Here is a 16,183-nt window from a genome sequence, read left to right on the forward strand (position 1 = left end):
AATCCCATGAACCTCAAGGAAGAACCGCAATGCCCCACACCTTCATCGAGCTCTACACCGCCACCCCCGCCTGGACGGCGCTCTCGCCCGGACAACGCACCGCCTTCTTCGCCCGCATCGGCGAGGGCATGCAGCGTTTCGACCCGGAAAGCATCAGGCCGCTGGCCATGGGCCGCATTGCTACCGACGTGCCGCATGGCAGCGGCGAGCAGTTCTATGCGGTCTGGCACTGCGCCAGCCGCGAAGCGGCCGACACGCTGGTGGCCGGGATCGCCGCCACTGGCTGGCATGATTACTTCACCACCACCCATGCCATCGGTGAGGTGAACAGCATGGGCCAGCATCTGGCCGACCTGGCCGCGCTCTAGTGGTACGGCGGCGGCCTGCGATCCCCGCCATGGGCGGCACATGCGCCTGTCACCGATACACGGTAAACAGTGCGTTGCCCATGTCCATCCGCAGGGACGTTGATCATGCAGAGCAAGCTCGAGGTCACGCTGTTCGGTCCGCTTGGCGAGTGCCCGGCATTGCAGTTGCCGGGGCAGGAGAACCCGTCGGTGGCCATCCCGGAATCGGCCCTGCGTCGATTGGTCTCCGACCTCTACACCGCACGCTCCCTGCTCAACCCCGAGCAGCTGGACGAGGCCCGGCAGGAGCTGGATCGGGTGCTGGAGCGCTGGGCCGATATCCACGAAGGCCTGCTGCTGGACGTGGAAGTGCATGGCAGATGAGCGACGTTGCATGGCGACCACCGCGTGGGCTGCGCGGGCGGGCGCATCGCTGAACCGCGCCCCAGTTGCGGATGAAACATTTTGCACTGCGCAAAAGCTGTGCTATCAATAGATCCCATGAACGCAGCCGCTACCCGTTTTTACTGGTATTACTTTCCGAAGCCACTGGCGGAGGAAGGACTGCGCTCACCCTGAAGAAAGCTTCAGACGCATTCCCGAAAGCCGCCAGCGAACCTGGCGGCTTTTTTCATGCCGCCGCGCTGGGGACCCCAACGTTCCGGAGATCTCCTGCAATGCCCCCGCACACCGACGACCTGCGTATCCGCACCATCGAACCGCTGACACCGCCTGCCCAGCTGCTGGCGATGCTGCCGTGTGACGATGAAGCCTCCGGCACCGTCAGCGCCTCGCGCGCGGCGCTGCACCAGATCCTGCACGGCCGTGACGACCGCCTGGCGGTGGTGGTGGGCCCGTGCTCGATCCACGACCCGAACGCCGCCATCGAGTACGCCCAGCGCCTGAAGCCACTGCGCGACGCGCTGGCAGGCGAGCTGGAAATCGTCATGCGCGTGTACTTCGAGAAGCCACGCACCACGGTGGGCTGGAAGGGCCTGATCAATGACCCGGACCTGGATGGCAGCTTCAGGATCGACAAGGGCCTGCGCATCGCCCGTGGCCTGCTGCGCGACATCAACAAGCTTGGCCTGCCGGCGGGTGTTGAATTCCTCGACGTGATCTCACCGCAGTACATCGCCGATCTGGTGGCGTGGGGCGCGATCGGTGCGCGTACCACCGAAAGCCAGGTGCACCGTGAGCTGGCCTCGGGACTGTCGTGCCCGGTCGGCTTCAAGAACGGCACCGATGGCAACGTGAAGATCGCCGCCGACGCGGTGGGTGCGGCTTCCAATCCGCATCACTTCCTGTCGGTCACCAAGCAGGGCGGCACTGCCATCGTGTCGACCACCGGCAACCCCGATTGCCATGTGATCCTGCGTGGGGGCAAGCAGCCGAACTACGACGCAGCCAGTGTTGCCGACGCCTGCCAGGCGCTGGCCAAGGCCAAGCTGCCGGCGCGCCTGATGATCGATGCCAGCCATGCCAACAGCCTGAAGAACCCGGAGAACCAGCCGAAGGTGATCGAGGACATTGCTGTTCAGCTGGAAGACGGCGAACAGCGCATCGTGGGCGTGATGATCGAGAGCCATCTGGTCGGGGGCCGCCAGGAACTGGTGGAAGGCCAGCCGCTGGTCTACGGCCAGAGCATCACCGATGGCTGCATCGACTGGGACACCACCGTGACGGTGCTGGAGCGACTGGCCGCGGCCGTGCGCGCCCGTCGCGACGTAAAGGTGTCCGAAGCCGCTTGAGTGCGGCACGTGTGTGGATGGCGGCCAGCGCCTGCGGGGGTGCGGCCGCGATCAGGGCCGGTCGGAGTTGGAGACCGGCCCATCTGCACCGGCGATGCGCCTGGCGCTGCGCATGAGCGACAGCGCCAGGTACATCGCCGGGGTGGTGCGGATTGCGCCGCGCGAACCTCAATGCACTTCGTCGTGGTACACGAACTTCGGCATTTCCCAGCGGTAGTGGATCGCCAGCAGGCGCAGCGCGAAGCCGCCGCCGAGGCAGCACAGGATTGCGGTGGCATCGGCCACGCCCCAGTGCAGCAGCAACAGGTAGGCCGCGCCGGTCAGCAGCGCGATGATCGCGTACAGCTCTTTCTGGAAGATCAGCGGCACCTCGTTGCAGAGGATGTCGCGCAGCACGCCGCCGAACGCGCCGGTCAGCATGCCGGCAATCAGCACGATGGGCATGGCATGGCCGGCCTCGCGCGCGATCGAGCAGCCGATCAGGGTGAAGGCGATCAGGCCCAGGCCATCGAGCACCAGGAAAGTGCGGCGGAAGTGGTGCATCCAACGTGCGACCCAGGTGGCGATCAGCGCCGCGCATACGGTGAAGCCCAGGTACTCGGGATGCTTCACCCAGCCCAGCGGATAGTGGCCGAGCAGGATGTCGCGCAGTGATCCGCCGCCGAGGGCGGTGACGCAGGCGATCATGACCACACCGAACAGGTCCATGCGGCGGCGGCCTGCGGACAGTGCGCCGGTCATGGCTTCGGCGGAAATGGCAATCAGGTAGATGATGGACAGCAGCATGGGACAGGCTCCGGGCGCGGTGGGGCCGGCCATGCGCGACTACCGCCACTGCCTGCGCAATGACGGGATGACGATGACCGGTGCCGCTCCCGCTGTCCTTTTGCCTGAGAGTTCAGCGGCGTTGGCCGCGTGCCCCTTCGGCGGATCGTCCCGGGCGTGCCCGGTGACCTCTCTCCAGCTCGGCGAGTCGAATGCATGGTTGGTGGGATTCCAGCCCACCGGCCTGAGCGATCATGGGAGCCTGCGCCTTCGGCGGGCGCCAGCGCGGCGCCTCTCTCCTGCATTCGGCCGCCAGTATATCCGCTGCAGTGCAGCACGGCATAATCCGGGCATGGCCCCGTCCCTCCGCCCCTGGTTCCTGTACCTGCTCGAATGCCGGGATGGCAGCTATTACGCCGGCATCAGCACCGACGTGGACGCGCGTTTCGCTGCCCACCAGGCCGGCAAGGGCGCGCGCTACACCCGGGCGCGGCCACCGCTGCGCGTGCTGGCCGTGCGCGAGTACCCGGACCGGGCCGCCGCGTCACGGGCCGAATGGCAGCTCAAGCAGCAGCCGCGCGAACGCAAGCTGGCCTGGCTGCAGGCGCCGGATCCCGCGCTTCTGTAGGGCCGAGCCCACGCTCGGCTGTTGTTGCTGCTGCCTGATGGTGAAGCCGAGCATGGGCCCGGCTCTACAGTAGATCCACGCCATGCGTGGATGCGGCTTGCACATGCCATGATCGCCCAGCCCTCAGCGCTGGAGACCCGGATGTCCACGATCGCCCTGCTGTTCGCTCTTTCCGCAGCAACGAGCCCCGCCGCCGACCCGGCCACCCTCGCGGCCATCGAAGCCACCTGCCACGATTACGTCGACGGCCAGCTGGAGGCCGACCCGCAGCGCGTCGCCCGCTCCCTGCATCCGGACCTGGCCAAGCGCGCGGTCCTCGGCGATACGCCCGACGAACGCCTGGGCCTGCGCCGTATGTCGAAGGAAGAACTGGTCTCGCTGACGAAGCAGGGCGCGTTGAAGATCCCGAAGGATCAATGGGACCACCGCTGCAGGGTGCTGGACGTGACCGGCAACGCGGCCTCGGTGCGGCTGGAAACCCCGTGGTTCGTCGACTACTTCCACATGGGGCGCTTCGACCAGCGCTGGGTAATCGTCAACGCACTGTGGTACCCGAAACCGAAGGCGCCGTAGAGCCGAGCCCATGCTCGGCTTCTGCAAACCGCGCGAAGTGCAGCCGAGCATGGCTCGGCGCTACAGGAGCATGCGTGCGGCCCTAGCGCTTCGGTCGCCGGTCGTCCTGGTCATCACCGAAGATGATGCGCGCGCTGCGCTGGTAGCTCCAGTACGCCACGGCCCAGTTCAGCAGCACCACGATGCGGTTGCGGAAGCCGATCAGGAAGAACACGTGCGCGGCCAGCCAGAACCACCAGGCCAGCACGCCGGAAAGCTGCAGCCGGCCCAGGTGCACGATCGCGGCCATGCGGCCGATGGTGGCCAGGTTGCCGTAGTCGGCGTACTTGAACGGGCCGGGCTCGGGCTTGCCGTGCAGGCGCGCGCGGATCACCTCGGCCACGTATTTGCCCATCTGCTTGGCGGCCGGTGCCACCCCGGGTACCGGCTTGCCGTCGGCCTGGCTCAGTGCGGCCAGGTCGCCGGCCACGAACAGCTCCGGGTGATCGGGCAGGGTCAGGTCCGGTTGCACCGGCACGCGTCCGGCGCGGTCCAGCGGCACGTCCAGCGTGCGCGCCAGCGGTGAAGCGGCCACGCCGGCGGCCCAGACCACGGTGCGCGCCGGTACGAACTGTTCGCCGAGCCTGAAGCCCTGGCTGTCGATGTCGCTCACCGGGGTACCGGTCAGCACTTCCACGCCCAGCTTTTCCAGTTGGCGACGCGCCTTCAGCGAAAGCACATCCGGGAACGAGGACAGCACGCGGGGCCCAGCCTCGACCAGCCGCACCCTGGCGCTGGCCGGGTCGATGTGGCGGAATTCGTTGCGCAGCGTGTGGCGCGCGATCTCGGCCAGCGTGCCGGCCAGTTCGACGCCGGTGGGACCACCACCGACGACGGCGAAACTCAGCCACGCCGCCTTCTTTGCCGGGTCCGGTTCGGCCTCGGCACGCTCGAACGCCAGCAGCAGCTTGCGGCGCAGCGCGATGGCATCGTCCAGCGTCTTCAGGCCGGGCGCATCATCGGCCCATTGGTCGTTGCCGAAGTAGGCGTGGGTGGCACCGGTGGCCAGCAGCAGGCTGTCGTAGTCCAGCGTGCTGCCATCGGCCATGCGGATCTGCCGCGCCCGCTTGTCGATGGCCACCACTTCGCCGAGGCGGACTTCCACATTGCGCTGGTGGCCAAGGATGTGGCGCAGCGGTGCGGCGATATCCGGTGCGGACAGGCCGGCAGTGGCCACCTGGTACAGCAGCGGCTGGAACAGGTGATGGTTGCGGCGGTCGACCAGGGTGATGCGTATGCGCTCGCGGGCCAGGGCACGGGTGGCCCAGAGACCGGCAAAACCGCCGCCGACAACGACCAGGTGGGGAACGCGCTTGCGACTCATCGACTCACTCCAGTGGGGGCATCGGGGGAAGCGCCTGGCATCTTCGCACGGCGGCCACCTGTCACGTCAGCGCCTGCCCGGATCGGCGATACTCGGGTTCAGGCAACGGCCCGTGAGGAGCCCATGAGCGAACCGGAAAAACGCATCGCCCTGTTGATCGACGCCGACAATGCGCCGGCCTCGAAGATCGACGAGGTCCTGGCTGAAGTCGCCCGCTACGGCGTGGCCAACGTGCGCCGCGCCTATGGCAACTGGAAGAGCCCGCGGTTGAAGGGCTGGGAAGCGGTGCTGCACGAATATGCGATCCGCCCGATCCAGCAGTTTGCCTACAGCAAGGGCAAGAATGCCTCGGACATGGCGATGGTGATCGATGCCATGGACCTGCTCTACGCACGCAACCTTGATGGCTTCGCCATCGTCTCCAGCGATGCCGATTTCACTCCGATGGTGATGCGCCTGCTGACCGATGGCGTGAAGGTGTACGGCTTCGGCGAGAAGAAAACGCCCGAGCCGTTCGTCAACGCGTGCTCGAAATTCACCTACCTGGAAGCACTGGGCCAGACCCATGCCAGCGTGCCGGATACCGAACAGGCTTCCAGCGAACAGGCATCGAACGAGCCTGTGGCCAACGACGATGCCCGGCCACGCAAGAGCGGTGCGGAAATGCGCAGCGATACCCGGCTGGTGAAGATGCTGCGCCGCGCGGTGTCCTCGGCCGAGGGCGAGGACGGCTGGTCGCATCTGGGGCCGGTTGGCAGCCAGATCGGCAACCAGGCCTCGTTCGATCCGCGCAACTATGGTTACGGGAAGTTGAGTGACCTGTTGGCGGCGATCGGCCTGTTCGAACTGAAGAAGGACGGCAAGTCGTCCTACGTGCGCGCGCTGCCGAAGAAGAACCGGTAGTGCCGGCCGCTGGCCGGCAATGCCCGGATGCCAGGTCCCGCATCCGGCACGCACACACCTGTATCGATCAGGCGTATCGTTGCCGCTCGCATTGCCAGCAAAGGAAACCCGCATGTTGAAGATCTGGGGCCGCCGCAATTCCAGTAACGTCCGCAAGGTGCTGTGGTGCGCCGAGGAGATCGGCCTGCCGTATGAATCCATCGAAGTCGGTGGCAGCCACGGCGGCACGCAGACACCGGAGTACCAGGCGATGAATCCCAATGGCCTGGTACCGGTGATCGAAGACCATGGCCTGCCGCTGTGGGAATCGAACGCCATCGTGCGCTATCTGAGCGCACGCTACGCATTGGGCACGCTGTACGCCGAAGACCCGATGGAGCGTGCCCAGGCCGAGAAGTGGATGGACTGGAGCACCTCGCGGATGGCGCCGCTGTACAGCGACCTGATCTGGGGCATCATGCGCACCGCCCCGGCCGACCGGGACGAATCGCGGATCAATGCCGCGATCGTGCGCGCCGGCGATTACCTGGCGATGGCCGATGCCACGCTGGCCAAACAGCCGTGGCTGTCGGGCGACAAGTTCGCGATGGGTGACATTCCGCTGGGCTCGCTGATCTACGCCTGGTACGAGCTGCCGATCCAGCGGCCGGAACTGCCGCACCTGGCCGAGTGGTACGCCCGCCTGCGCGAGCGGCCGGCCTACCAGCGCGGCGTGATGTCGCCGCTGACGTAAGCACTGCCCGGTGCTGAAACGCAGCCGAGCATGGCTCGGCTCTACGGTAGTGCCGAGCCATGCTCGGCAGTGCTCTACGGGATCAATACAGGTCCGTTGGATCCACATCCAGCGACCAGCGCACCTTGCGTGCTTCCGGCAGCGCGTACAGCTGTGGCACCAGCTGCGAAAGCACGCCATGCAGTGGCGGCCGCTGCATGGCAGACAGCAGCAGCTGCGTACGCTGGTAGCCAGCGCGGCGTGGCATCGGTGCTGGCATCGGCCCGTAGGCCTCGACCACGTCCTGCTCGCCCAGCAACTGTCGTGCGGCGAGCAGGAACGCATTGGCATGCTCCACCTGCTGCGCTTCGGCGCGAATCAGCGCCAGGTGCGCGAATGGCGGGAATCCTGCGGCTTGCCGCTGGTTCAACTCCGCCTGTGCGAACGGGTGGTAACCACCGCTGACCAGGGTTTCCAGCAACGGATGCCCGGGGTGATGGGTCTGCAGCCAGACCTCGCCGGGGTCACGTGCGCGCCCGGCGCGACCGGCCACCTGGATCAGCTGTTGCGCGAGTTTCTCGCTGGCGCGGAAGTCAGCGGAGAACAGGCCTTCGTCGATGCCCACCACCACCACCAGGGTCAGCTTCGGCAGGTCGTGGCCCTTGGCCAGTATCTGCGTGCCGACCAGGATACCGGGCTGGTCGCCCAGTCTCGCCAGCTGCTGTTCCAGTGCATCGCGACGTGACGTGGTGCCGCGGTCGATGCGCACCACAGGGAAGTCGGCGAAGGCCGCGGTGAGATGCTCTTCCAGGCGTTCGGTGCCGATGCCCTGCGGTTGCAGCGCCAGGCTGCCGCAGGCCGGGCATGCCAGTGGTGCCGGTTGTCGCGCGCCGCAGTGATGGCACTGCAGGCGGCGGCCGCCGCCATGCACGGTCATCGGTGCATCGCAGCGGTTGCACGGTGCGGTCCAGCCGCAGTCGTGGCACAGCAGTACCGGCGCGTAGCCACGCCGGTTCTTGAACACCAGCACCTGCTGGCCGCGCTGCAGGTGCTCGTCGATGCCGGCCAGCACATCGGCCGAGAGGCCATCGTGCAGCGGCCGCTTGCGCACATCGAGGATGCGCACACGCGGTGGCCGCGCATCACCGGCACGCTGCTTCAGGCGCAGGTGGGTGTAGCGCCCGGCGTAGGCGTTATGCAGCGTTTCCAGCGAAGGGGTGGCACTGCCGAGCAGCACCGGAATGCCGAGCGCCTTGGCCCGGACCAGAGCGAAATCGCGCGCGTGATAGCGGATGCCGTCCTGCTGCTTGTAGCTGCCGTCGTGTTCCTCGTCGATGATCAGCAGCCCGGCCTGCGGCAATGGCGTGAACACCGCCGAGCGGGTGCCGACGATGACCCGTGCCTCGCCGCGCGAAGCCGCAGCCCAGACGCGCGCGCGCTCGTTGTCGTTCAACCCCGAATGCAATGCGTGCACGGTGATGCCAAGGCGGCCGCGGAAGCGTGCCAGGGTCTGCGGGGTCAGGCCGATTTCCGGCACCAGCACCAGCGCCTGCCTGCCCTGCGCCAGGCAGTGGATGATGGCCTGCAGGTACACCTCGGTCTTGCCGCTGCCGGTCACGCCATCCAGCAGGAAGGGCTGGAAGCCTTCGGCGGCGTTGATCGCGGCCACCGCCTCGGCCTGGTCCGGGTTGAGGGTGGGGCCGGGCAGCGGCTGCGCATGCTGCGGTGCCACCGTCATCGCCACGCGCTCGGCCAGCGCACGCTTGGCCAGGCTGCGCGCGGCGGTGCGCCAGTCCTCCATGCGTTCGCCCAGTACATCCTCATCCACCACGGCCCCGGCCAGCAGTTCGGCCAACTGCCGCGGGCGGCTGCCGGCGCGCAGCTTCCCGCGCTGGGCATGGCCTTCGGGGGTCAACTGCCAGCCCCAGTGGTGGGTGTCGGGCAGGGCTTCGCCATGACGCAGCGGTCCTGGCAGGGCGGTGCTCAGTACCTCGCCCAGCGGTGCGTGGGTGTAACGCGCCAGCCATTGCAGGCTCTGCCACAGCTCCCCCTGCAGCAGCGGCTGCGGGTCGCACCAGGCCAACGCCTGGCGCAGTCCCTGGCCGTCGTCGGTCTGGCCGTGCCCCACCACCACCCCGACCAGCTCGCGGTTGCCGAACGGCACCTTCAGGCGGCAGCCGACCGCAACCGTGGGGCCATCGCCCTCCGGCAACAGGTAGTCGAACAGACGGGGCAGGGGGACGGGCAGGGCGACCTGCAGGGTCGGAATCGGTGAAAGCATCGGGCCAGTGTACCGGGCCATGCGCGCGCGAATGGCGGGGTGGGAGACGGCGGAGCGGCGCCCGTTGAATCATAAATGTCACCTAAATATCGGTGTCCATTGGAGATTCAGGCTTATCCACATGTTCTGTGGATAACGTTGTGCGTTACCGGTCGACGGGAACGCAGGAGGCCGATGGCGACGAGCTCACGCTTGGGTTGGTTAAAAAATAGCCACACTTAAAAACTATTCAAAATCAACAATTTAAGTGTGAAACATTGCTGAAACAGAGTGAATTCAGCTGCTTGCCGCAGTTTCCCGCGCCGGGAGCGTGGTGCTGTGCACAACCTGCAGCACGAAGTATCCGTGGGCGCAAGTCCTACGGGCGTCGATTGCCTGCCGCTATCATTCCCCCAGACCTTTGGAGTGACCGATGACGGCTGTGCCCGCCCCTGTTTCCTCGACCGCGGCCGGCGCGCTGTCGGCGTTTCTGCGTGGCGTCGAGCGCCGCGCTCTGGTGGTGGCTGAGCTGCAGTGCGGCGATGCCGCGCGCGCCGAACAGACCCTGGTGGCGGTGATGCGCGCGTTCGCGGCCGTTGCCAGCGACCTGCCGATGGCGCAGTGGCCGACCCGCTTCTGGACCCTGCTGGGCCAGCGCCAGGCCCTGCGCGAGCCGGTGGGTGGCCAATGGGCGCCACCGTTGGCCGCGCTGGCTGCGATGTCGCCGCTGCCGCGCCTGGCGCTGCTGCTGCGGGTAGGCGGCAGCCTGGACGAGAGCATCGCCACGCGCGTGCTCGACCAGGACGAGGCCGGCTACCAGCACCTGCTGGCCGATGCCTGCCCGCGCGATGCCCAGGGCCAGCCCGATGCCGCGGCCTGGCGCCAGTTGGCCGAACAGGTACAGGCGCGTATCCGTGAACTGCCGGCCACGCGCCTGCAGCAGCTTCAGCAGCCGGCGGCACCCGCCGCCCACAATGAAGCGCCGACCTCCAGCTGGCGAGCACCGCAGCGGGACGAGCGCGCGGCCGCCCATGGCAAGCGCCGTCGTACGGGCGCCAAGCCGCGCTGGCGTGGTCCGCTGATCCTGCTGGTAACCGTGGCGGTGCTGCTGGCCGCTGCGCTGGGTTGGCGCTACCTGCAGGGACGTTCCTTCGGCAACGATGCGCCGCTGCCGGAAGGCGTCGTGGGCGAGGCCGGTCCGGTGACGGTGGAAGCCCTGCCACCGAGCAAGGTCGACGCCACGCCGGATGCAACGCATGCCCAAGCCAATGAGGACGCAGCGATGCTGGCCGATCGCGACTACCCGCTGGTTGCCGATGCTGACCTGTACGCATGGACCGCCGCGGGCGGTCCGCTGCCGGTGGACGAATCGCAAGCCAAGCCGAGCCGACCGGAGCCGGCCAGTGCCACGCTGGAAACCGCCGCCGCCGATGAATAAGTCCGTGTTCGCCAGCCTGTTGCTGGCCTTGCCGCTGTCCCTGTCTGCGGCGCCGCAATCGTTGAACGTGCCATTGCCGCCGCCATCGCCGGCCACCCCGGCCGCGGCGCCGGCTTCGACCGCGGCACCGGCTGGCTTTGCCCAGCTCGATCCGCAGCAGCAGCGCCAGCGCCGTGCCGACTACGCCGCCTGGCGCGCGTTGCCGGAAGGAGAGCGCGAGCGCATCCGCCAGGCCGCTGCGCGATTCAATGCGCTGCCCGCGGACCAGCAGCAGCGTCTGCGACAGCAGTTCGGCGATCAGGACCAGGCGTTCCGCGACGGGTGGCGGCTGGGCCCGCAACTGGGCCTGGAATTCCCAAAGCTGCATGGCTTGTTCGGCTTCGTGCCTCCGGAGCAGCGCGAGACCGCGCTGGCCGTGCTGCGTCAGCTCAGCCCGGCGCAGCTGGCCCAGCTGGCCCTGGTCGCGCAGCGTACGCCGCCGCAGGAGCGCGACGCCGTGCGCAGCGCCTTCCTTGCGGTGCCGGCCGCCGAACGCGACAGCTGGCTCAAGCGCCAAGCGGGCCAGTAAAAAAGGGGACGGAGGGGATTAAGTCGCATTCGGCACTGACTGGCCAGATACGACTTAATCCCCTCCGTCCCCTTTTTGCTTGGGGCAGCCGGAACCCAGCATTCACCCCATGTCATGGGAATGCGCGCGCCGGGCGCGTAAGATGACCGGCCGCAACCCGGTGCCTGTGCCCTTCGCGCGCAACCGTAGTTCGCGTCAAGCACCTTATGTCTACTGCAACCTCCACGCCGCGCTTCAGCAAGGAAGTCGGCGCTACCGGTCTGCTCGCCCTGCCGCTTGTGCTGGGCCATGTGTCCACCGGTCTGATCTCCTTCGTCGACAACGTGATTGCCGGTCACCACGCCACCGCGACGCTGGCTGCGGTGACCATCGGTACCGCCCTGCTGTGGCTGCCGATGCTGATCCCGATCGGCACCCTGATCTCGCTCACCGCCTCGGTGTCGCAGCTGCACGGCGCTGGCCGCGAGCGCGAGATCGGCCCGCTGTTCCGACAGGCGCTGTGGCTGGCGTTGGGCCTGGGCCTGATCATGTTCACCTTCCTTACGGTGGTGCCGCCGCTGCTGCCGGCCTTCGGCATCGCACCGGACATCGTGCCGGGGGCGACTGCGTTCCTGCATGCGGTGCGCTGGGGCGGCCCGGCGCTGACCCTGTACTTCTGCATGCGCTACCTCAGCGAAGGCATGCACTGGACACTGCCCACCATGCTGCTTGGCTTCGGTGGCCTGCTGGTGCTGGCGCCGCTGGGCTATGTGCTGGCCAATGGCAAGCTCGGTTTCCCGGAACTGGGCGCCGAAGGCCTGGGGATCGCCTCGGCGGTGATGATGTGGCTGCAGGCAACCGCATTCGCCCTGTATCTGTGGCGGACCAGGCGCTTTGCCCATCTGCAGCTGTTCTCGCACTTCGAAGGGCCGCGCTGGAAGGCGATCTGGGACCTGCTGCGCACCGGCCTGCCGATCGGCATCACCGTACTGATGGAAGGCGGCCTGTTCATCGTCACCGCGCTGCTGATCGGCCGCCTCGGTGCCAATGAAGCGGCTGCGCACCAGATCGCGATCAACGTCGCCCAGCTGTGCTTCATGATTCCGATGGGCGTGGCCGAGGCCACTACCGTGCGTGTCGGCCATGCGGTCGGCCGCGGCGATGGCTTCGGCGTGCGGCGCGCGGCCTGGGCCGGCTACGCGATCATCATGGGTACGCAGACATTGTCGGCGGCGGTACTGCTGTTCGGCCACGATGCCATCGTCGGTGTCTACACCAACGACCTGGCGGTGGCCGGCCTGGCCTCGACGCTGCTGCTGTACGCTGCCACCTTCCAGTTCCCGGATGGCATCCAGGTGCTGTCGGCCGGCGCGCTGCGCGGCCTGAAGGACACCCGTGTGCCGATGTTCATCGCCATGTTCGCGTACTGGGGCCTGGGCATGCCGCTGGGCGCCGGGCTCGGCCTGGGGCTGGGCATGGGCCCGCAGGGTATGTGGATCGGCCTGATCGTGGGCCTCACCGCCGCTGCCATCCTGATGGGCTGGCGCCTGCGGCGAAGCAGCCTGCGCATCGGCCAGTCGATGCTGTCCTGAACTTCCGCCCCGCCCCGGCCACCCGTGGCGGGCGATCCCCTGACTTGTGTCCGATGCCGCATCACGCGGCACCGGCTATGCTGGCACCACGGCAAGAAGCCATCCGGAGCGTTCCATGAATCACCCCGTGCCCCCGCTGCCCCCGGCGCGTCGCAACCCCGTCGCCAGTTTCTTCATCGGGCTGTGGGACGTCATGAACTTCACCCGCCGGTTGATCCTCAACCTGGTGTTCTTCGGCCTGCTGTTCCTGCTGCTGGTGATGTTCGTCATCGCCGCAGGCATGGGCGCCGGTGCCAGCAAGTCGCTGCAGGACCGCACCACCCTGGTGATCGCGCCGGAAGGCCGGCTGGTCGAGCAGTTCAGCGCCGATCCGGTCAGCCGCGCACTGGCCAAGGCGGTGGGCGACAACGGTGCCGAAGAGATCCAGCTGCGCGACCTGCTGCGGGTGATCGAGTCGGCCAAGGAAGACAAGAAGATCGAGCGCGTGGTGCTGGAGCTGGACAAGCTGCAGCCCTCGGGCTTCGCCTCGCTGCGTGAAGTGGCTGCGGCACTGCAGGACCTGCGTGCCTCCGGCAAGCAGCTGGTGGCCTACAGCGAGAGCATGGGCCAGTCGCAGTACCTGCTGGCCGCACAGGCCGACGAGGTCTACCTGGACCCGATGGGTTCGGTGGTGCTTGAGGGCCTGGGCCGCTACCGCCAGTACTTCCGCACCGGCCTGCAGGACAAGCTGGGCGTGGACGTGCACCTGTTCAAGGTGGGTGAGTACAAGTCCGCAGCCGAGCCGTACGTGCTCGACGCGGCGTCGCCGGCCTCCAAGGAAGCCGACCTGTTCTGGATGAACGACGTATGGCAGCGCTACCTGGGCGACATCGCCAAGGCCCGTCGCCTGGATCCGGCACAGCTGGCTGCCGGCATCGATACGCTGCCGGAAGGCATCGCTGCTGCTGGTGGTGATCTGGCCAAGTTCGCCCTGCAGCAGAAGCTGGTGACCGCGCTGAAGACCCGCGAAGAGTTCGAGGACCTGATGATCGAGCGCGGCGTGGCCGACGAAGATGCCGACGGTGGCTTCCGCAACGTCGACTTCGGCACCTACCTGGGCCAGCTTGATGCGCGCCGCAACCCGGTCGACAACCGTCCGCAGGTGGCAGTGGTGGTGGCGTCCGGCGAGATCAGCGGCGGTGACCTGCCGGCCGGCCGCATCGGTGGCGAATCGACGTCGGCGCTGCTGCGTGCCGCGCGCGACGACGACGATGTCAAGGCGGTCGTGCTGCGCGTGGATTCGCCGGGCGGAGAAGTGTTCGCTTCCGAGCAGATCCGCCGTGAAGTGGTCGCCCTGCAGGCCGCCGGCAAGCCGGTGGTGGTATCGATGGGCGACCTGGCCGCCTCCGGTGGCTACTGGATCAGCATGAACGCCGATCGCATCTACGCCGATCCGTCGACGATCACCGGTTCGATCGGCATCTTCGGCATGGTGCCGAACTTCAGCCGCGCGCTGGACAAGATCGGCGTGCACACCGATGGCGTCGGCACCACCCGCTTCGCCGGTGCGTTCGATGTCACCCGGCCGATGGATCCGGCCGTGGGCCAGGTCATCCAGTCGGTGATCAACAAGGGCTACGCCGACTTCACCGGTCGCGTCGCCGACGCCCGCAAGAAGCCTGTCGAGGCCGTCGACGAAGTGGCCCGTGGCCGCGTGTGGAGCGGTGCGCAGGCCAAGGAACGTGGCCTGGTCGATGCCTTCGGTGGGCTGAAGGATGCCGTGGCCGACGCCGCCAGCCGTGCCAAGCTGGGCAAGGCCGACGCTTATCGCGTGCGCTACATCGAGAAGGCGGCCACGCCGTTCGCGCAGTTCGTCAGCGGTTTCGCCGGCAGCCGCGCTGGTGCCTGGATGCTGTCCGATTCGGGCATGGCGCGGATGCTGCTGGCGCGCACGATGCCGGAAGTGGATACGCAGCTGCGCTTTGTCGAGAACGCGGCCCGCGAAAAGGGCAATGGCGCACCGGTGAAGGCGCTGGCGTACTGCTTCTGCGGGTTCTGACCGGAGCACATCCACGCATGGCGTGGATCTACTGTAAACGCCCGGCTTCGGCCGGGCGTTCTCGTTGGTGGGGTCGGATCCCTTTGCCCGCAAAGGGTTCTGACCCCACAGGTCACTGCGTCGCGTCGGCCTCGGCCTTGCGCTCGCCCGCAGCGGCGTCATCGACGGATTTCTGCGCGCCCTTGGCGCGGTCCAGCGGCTCCTGCATCGCGCGCGCCATCGCCTTGGGCACCGGTGGCTTCTCCGGGTTCGGCGTTGGCGGGCGCTGGCAGGCGGACAGCAGCACGGTGGCCAGCAGGGACGTGGACAGGACCAGGATGCGCATGGCGGCACTCCGTGATGGGCGTGCGGGCAGTGTCGCATCCTCGGCAGGGGGCGGCCGTGAGCGCGTATCCTTGTTGCATCGAAACACAGCGGGCGCGGCCCCGGAGGACTCATGACCCAGCAACGGTGGCGGCTGGACGGCCAGACTGCCCTGATCACCGGCGCCAGTGCCGGCATCGGCCTGGCCATCGCCCATGAACTGGCCGGGTTCGGTGCCGACCTGATGATCGTCGGCCGCGATATCGACATGCTGGAGACCGCGCGCGACGAGTTGCTGGATGTGTATCCGCAGATGCAGGTGCATGCGCTGGCCGCCGATGTTTCCGACGACGAGGACCGCCGCCAGATCCTGGACTGGGTGGAGGACCACAGCGATGGCCTGCATATCCTGGTAAACAACGCCGGCGGCAACGTCACCAAGGCGGCCACCGAGTACTCCGAAGACGAGTGGCGCAAGATCTTCGAGACCAACCTGTTCTCGGCGTTCGAGCTGTCGCGCTACGCACATCCGCTGCTGGCACGCCACGCGTCGTCGTCCATCGTCAACGTCGGCAGCGTGTCCGGCCTGACCCATGTGCGCAGTGGCGTGGTCTACGGCATGACCAAGGCGGCGATGCACCAGATGACCCGCAACCTGGCCGTCGAGTGGGCCGAAGATGGCATCCGCGTCAACGCAGTGGCACCGTGGTACATCCGTACCCGGCGCACGTCCGGCCCGTTGTCGGACCCGGACTACTACGAAGAAGTCATCAATCGCACGCCGATGCGTCGTATCGGCGAGCCGGAGGAAGTGGCTGCGGCCGTGGGCTTCCTGTGCCTGCCGGCAGCCAGCTACGTTACCGGCGAGTGCATCGCGGTGGACGGCGGCTTCCTGCGCTACGGGTTCTGATCTTCGGAAGGGTAGTGCCGGCCGCTGGCCGGCAACCGCAATCAACTGAATAT

At 67.5% G+C, this 16,183-nt stretch carries 16 protein-coding genes and 2 riboswitches; of the genes, 12 read left to right on the forward strand and 4 right to left on the reverse strand.

The features are described 5' to 3' along the window. Positions 1-29: 29 nt before the first annotated feature. From VG543_RS08140 to VG543_RS08150, 3 genes are all read left to right on the forward strand, one after another. Positions 30-368 carry a DUF6616 family protein gene (locus VG543_RS08140; RefSeq protein WP_180877924.1) on the forward strand — a complete coding sequence of 113 codons (339 nt, stop codon included), beginning with the start codon at positions 30-32 and terminating at the stop codon, positions 366-368. Positions 369-473: 105 nt separating this feature from the next. Then, entirely contained in the window at positions 474-731 is a 258-nt protein-coding gene (locus VG543_RS08145; protein ID WP_111097643.1) for a hypothetical protein, read from the forward strand. Positions 732-1,024: 293 nt separating this feature from the next. Beyond that, positions 1,025-2,098 carry a 3-deoxy-7-phosphoheptulonate synthase gene (locus VG543_RS08150; RefSeq protein WP_134730060.1) on the forward strand — a complete coding sequence of 358 codons (1,074 nt, stop codon included), beginning with the start codon at positions 1,025-1,027 and terminating at the stop codon, positions 2,096-2,098. A gap of 168 nt (positions 2,099-2,266) precedes the next feature. On the opposite strand, the gene VG543_RS08155 is transcribed toward VG543_RS08150, so the two are convergent. Continuing rightward, entirely contained in the window at positions 2,267-2,884 is a 618-nt protein-coding gene (locus tag VG543_RS08155) for a trimeric intracellular cation channel family protein (RefSeq protein WP_005411215.1), read from the reverse strand. Positions 2,885-2,968: 84 nt separating this feature from the next. Beyond that, positions 2,969-3,072: riboswitch (glycine riboswitch) on the reverse strand. Positions 3,073-3,085: 13 nt separating this feature from the next. Then, a riboswitch (glycine riboswitch) is annotated at positions 3,086-3,175 on the reverse strand. 40 nt (positions 3,176-3,215) lie between these two features. On the opposite strand from VG543_RS08155, the gene VG543_RS08160 reads away from it, so the two are divergent. Both VG543_RS08160 and VG543_RS08165 read left to right on the forward strand, forming a co-directional pair. Continuing rightward, a complete protein-coding gene (locus VG543_RS08160; RefSeq protein ID WP_012481382.1) occupies positions 3,216-3,491 on the forward strand; it encodes a GIY-YIG nuclease family protein in 276 nt (91 codons plus the stop codon). A gap of 141 nt (positions 3,492-3,632) precedes the next feature. Beyond that, positions 3,633-4,064 carry a nuclear transport factor 2 family protein gene (locus VG543_RS08165; protein WP_423178644.1) on the forward strand — a complete coding sequence of 144 codons (432 nt, stop codon included), beginning with the start codon at positions 3,633-3,635 and terminating at the stop codon, positions 4,062-4,064. Between the two features lie 82 nt (positions 4,065-4,146). On the opposite strand, the gene VG543_RS08170 is transcribed toward VG543_RS08165, so the two are convergent. Next, the gene (locus VG543_RS08170; RefSeq protein ID WP_423178643.1) at positions 4,147-5,427 is read right to left on the reverse strand and encodes an NAD(P)/FAD-dependent oxidoreductase; all 1,281 of its coding nucleotides are present in this window, start codon (positions 5,425-5,427) and stop codon (positions 4,147-4,149) included. Between the two features lie 123 nt (positions 5,428-5,550). On the opposite strand from VG543_RS08170, the gene VG543_RS08175 reads away from it, so the two are divergent. Together VG543_RS08175 and VG543_RS08180 are read left to right on the forward strand one after the other, a co-directional pair. Next, entirely contained in the window at positions 5,551-6,330 is a 780-nt protein-coding gene (locus VG543_RS08175; RefSeq protein WP_010481148.1) for an NYN domain-containing protein, read from the forward strand. A gap of 112 nt (positions 6,331-6,442) precedes the next feature. Continuing rightward, positions 6,443-7,063, forward strand: coding sequence for a glutathione S-transferase (locus VG543_RS08180; RefSeq protein WP_312542305.1), 621 nt, complete (start codon positions 6,443-6,445; stop codon positions 7,061-7,063). An 82-nt stretch (positions 7,064-7,145) separates the two neighbouring features. On the opposite strand, the gene VG543_RS08185 is transcribed toward VG543_RS08180, so the two are convergent. Next, complete coding sequence (locus tag VG543_RS08185) at positions 7,146-9,323, reverse strand: primosomal protein N' (protein ID WP_423178642.1); 2,178 nt, start codon at positions 9,321-9,323, stop codon at positions 7,146-7,148. 412 nt (positions 9,324-9,735) lie between these two features. Here VG543_RS08185 and VG543_RS08190 point away from each other — a divergent pair, with 412 nt between their 5' ends. From VG543_RS08190 to sppA, 4 genes are all read left to right on the forward strand, one after another. Next, complete coding sequence (locus VG543_RS08190; protein ID WP_423178641.1) at positions 9,736-10,740, forward strand: hypothetical protein; 1,005 nt, start codon at positions 9,736-9,738, stop codon at positions 10,738-10,740. Next, positions 10,733-11,308, forward strand: a complete 576-nt coding sequence (locus VG543_RS08195; protein ID WP_423178640.1) for a DUF3106 domain-containing protein — start codon at positions 10,733-10,735, stop codon at positions 11,306-11,308. The genes VG543_RS08190 and VG543_RS08195 overlap by 8 nt, the downstream gene beginning before the upstream one ends. A 206-nt stretch (positions 11,309-11,514) precedes the next feature. Continuing rightward, positions 11,515-12,879: an MATE family efflux transporter gene (locus VG543_RS08200; RefSeq protein ID WP_155030195.1), complete on the forward strand. Its 1,365-nt coding sequence runs from the start codon at positions 11,515-11,517 to the stop codon at positions 12,877-12,879. A 115-nt stretch (positions 12,880-12,994) separates the two neighbouring features. Further along, positions 12,995-14,917, forward strand: coding sequence for a signal peptide peptidase SppA (gene sppA, locus VG543_RS08205; protein WP_134730050.1), 1,923 nt, complete (start codon positions 12,995-12,997; stop codon positions 14,915-14,917). 112 nt (positions 14,918-15,029) lie between these two features. On the opposite strand, the gene VG543_RS08210 is transcribed toward sppA, so the two are convergent. Further along, positions 15,030-15,242 (reverse strand): hypothetical protein, encoded by a 213-nt coding sequence (locus tag VG543_RS08210; protein ID WP_058978748.1) that lies wholly within the window; start codon positions 15,240-15,242, stop codon positions 15,030-15,032. 111 nt (positions 15,243-15,353) lie between these two features. Here VG543_RS08210 and VG543_RS08215 point away from each other — a divergent pair, with 111 nt between their 5' ends. Further along, positions 15,354-16,130, forward strand: coding sequence for an SDR family oxidoreductase (locus VG543_RS08215; protein ID WP_019660789.1), 777 nt, complete (start codon positions 15,354-15,356; stop codon positions 16,128-16,130). Positions 16,131-16,183: the final 53 nt, after the last annotated feature.

The sequence above is a fragment of the Stenotrophomonas sp. CASM101 genome, assembly GCF_049384845.1.
GTDB classification, from domain to species: domain Bacteria; phylum Pseudomonadota; class Gammaproteobacteria; order Xanthomonadales; family Xanthomonadaceae; genus Stenotrophomonas; species Stenotrophomonas hibiscicola.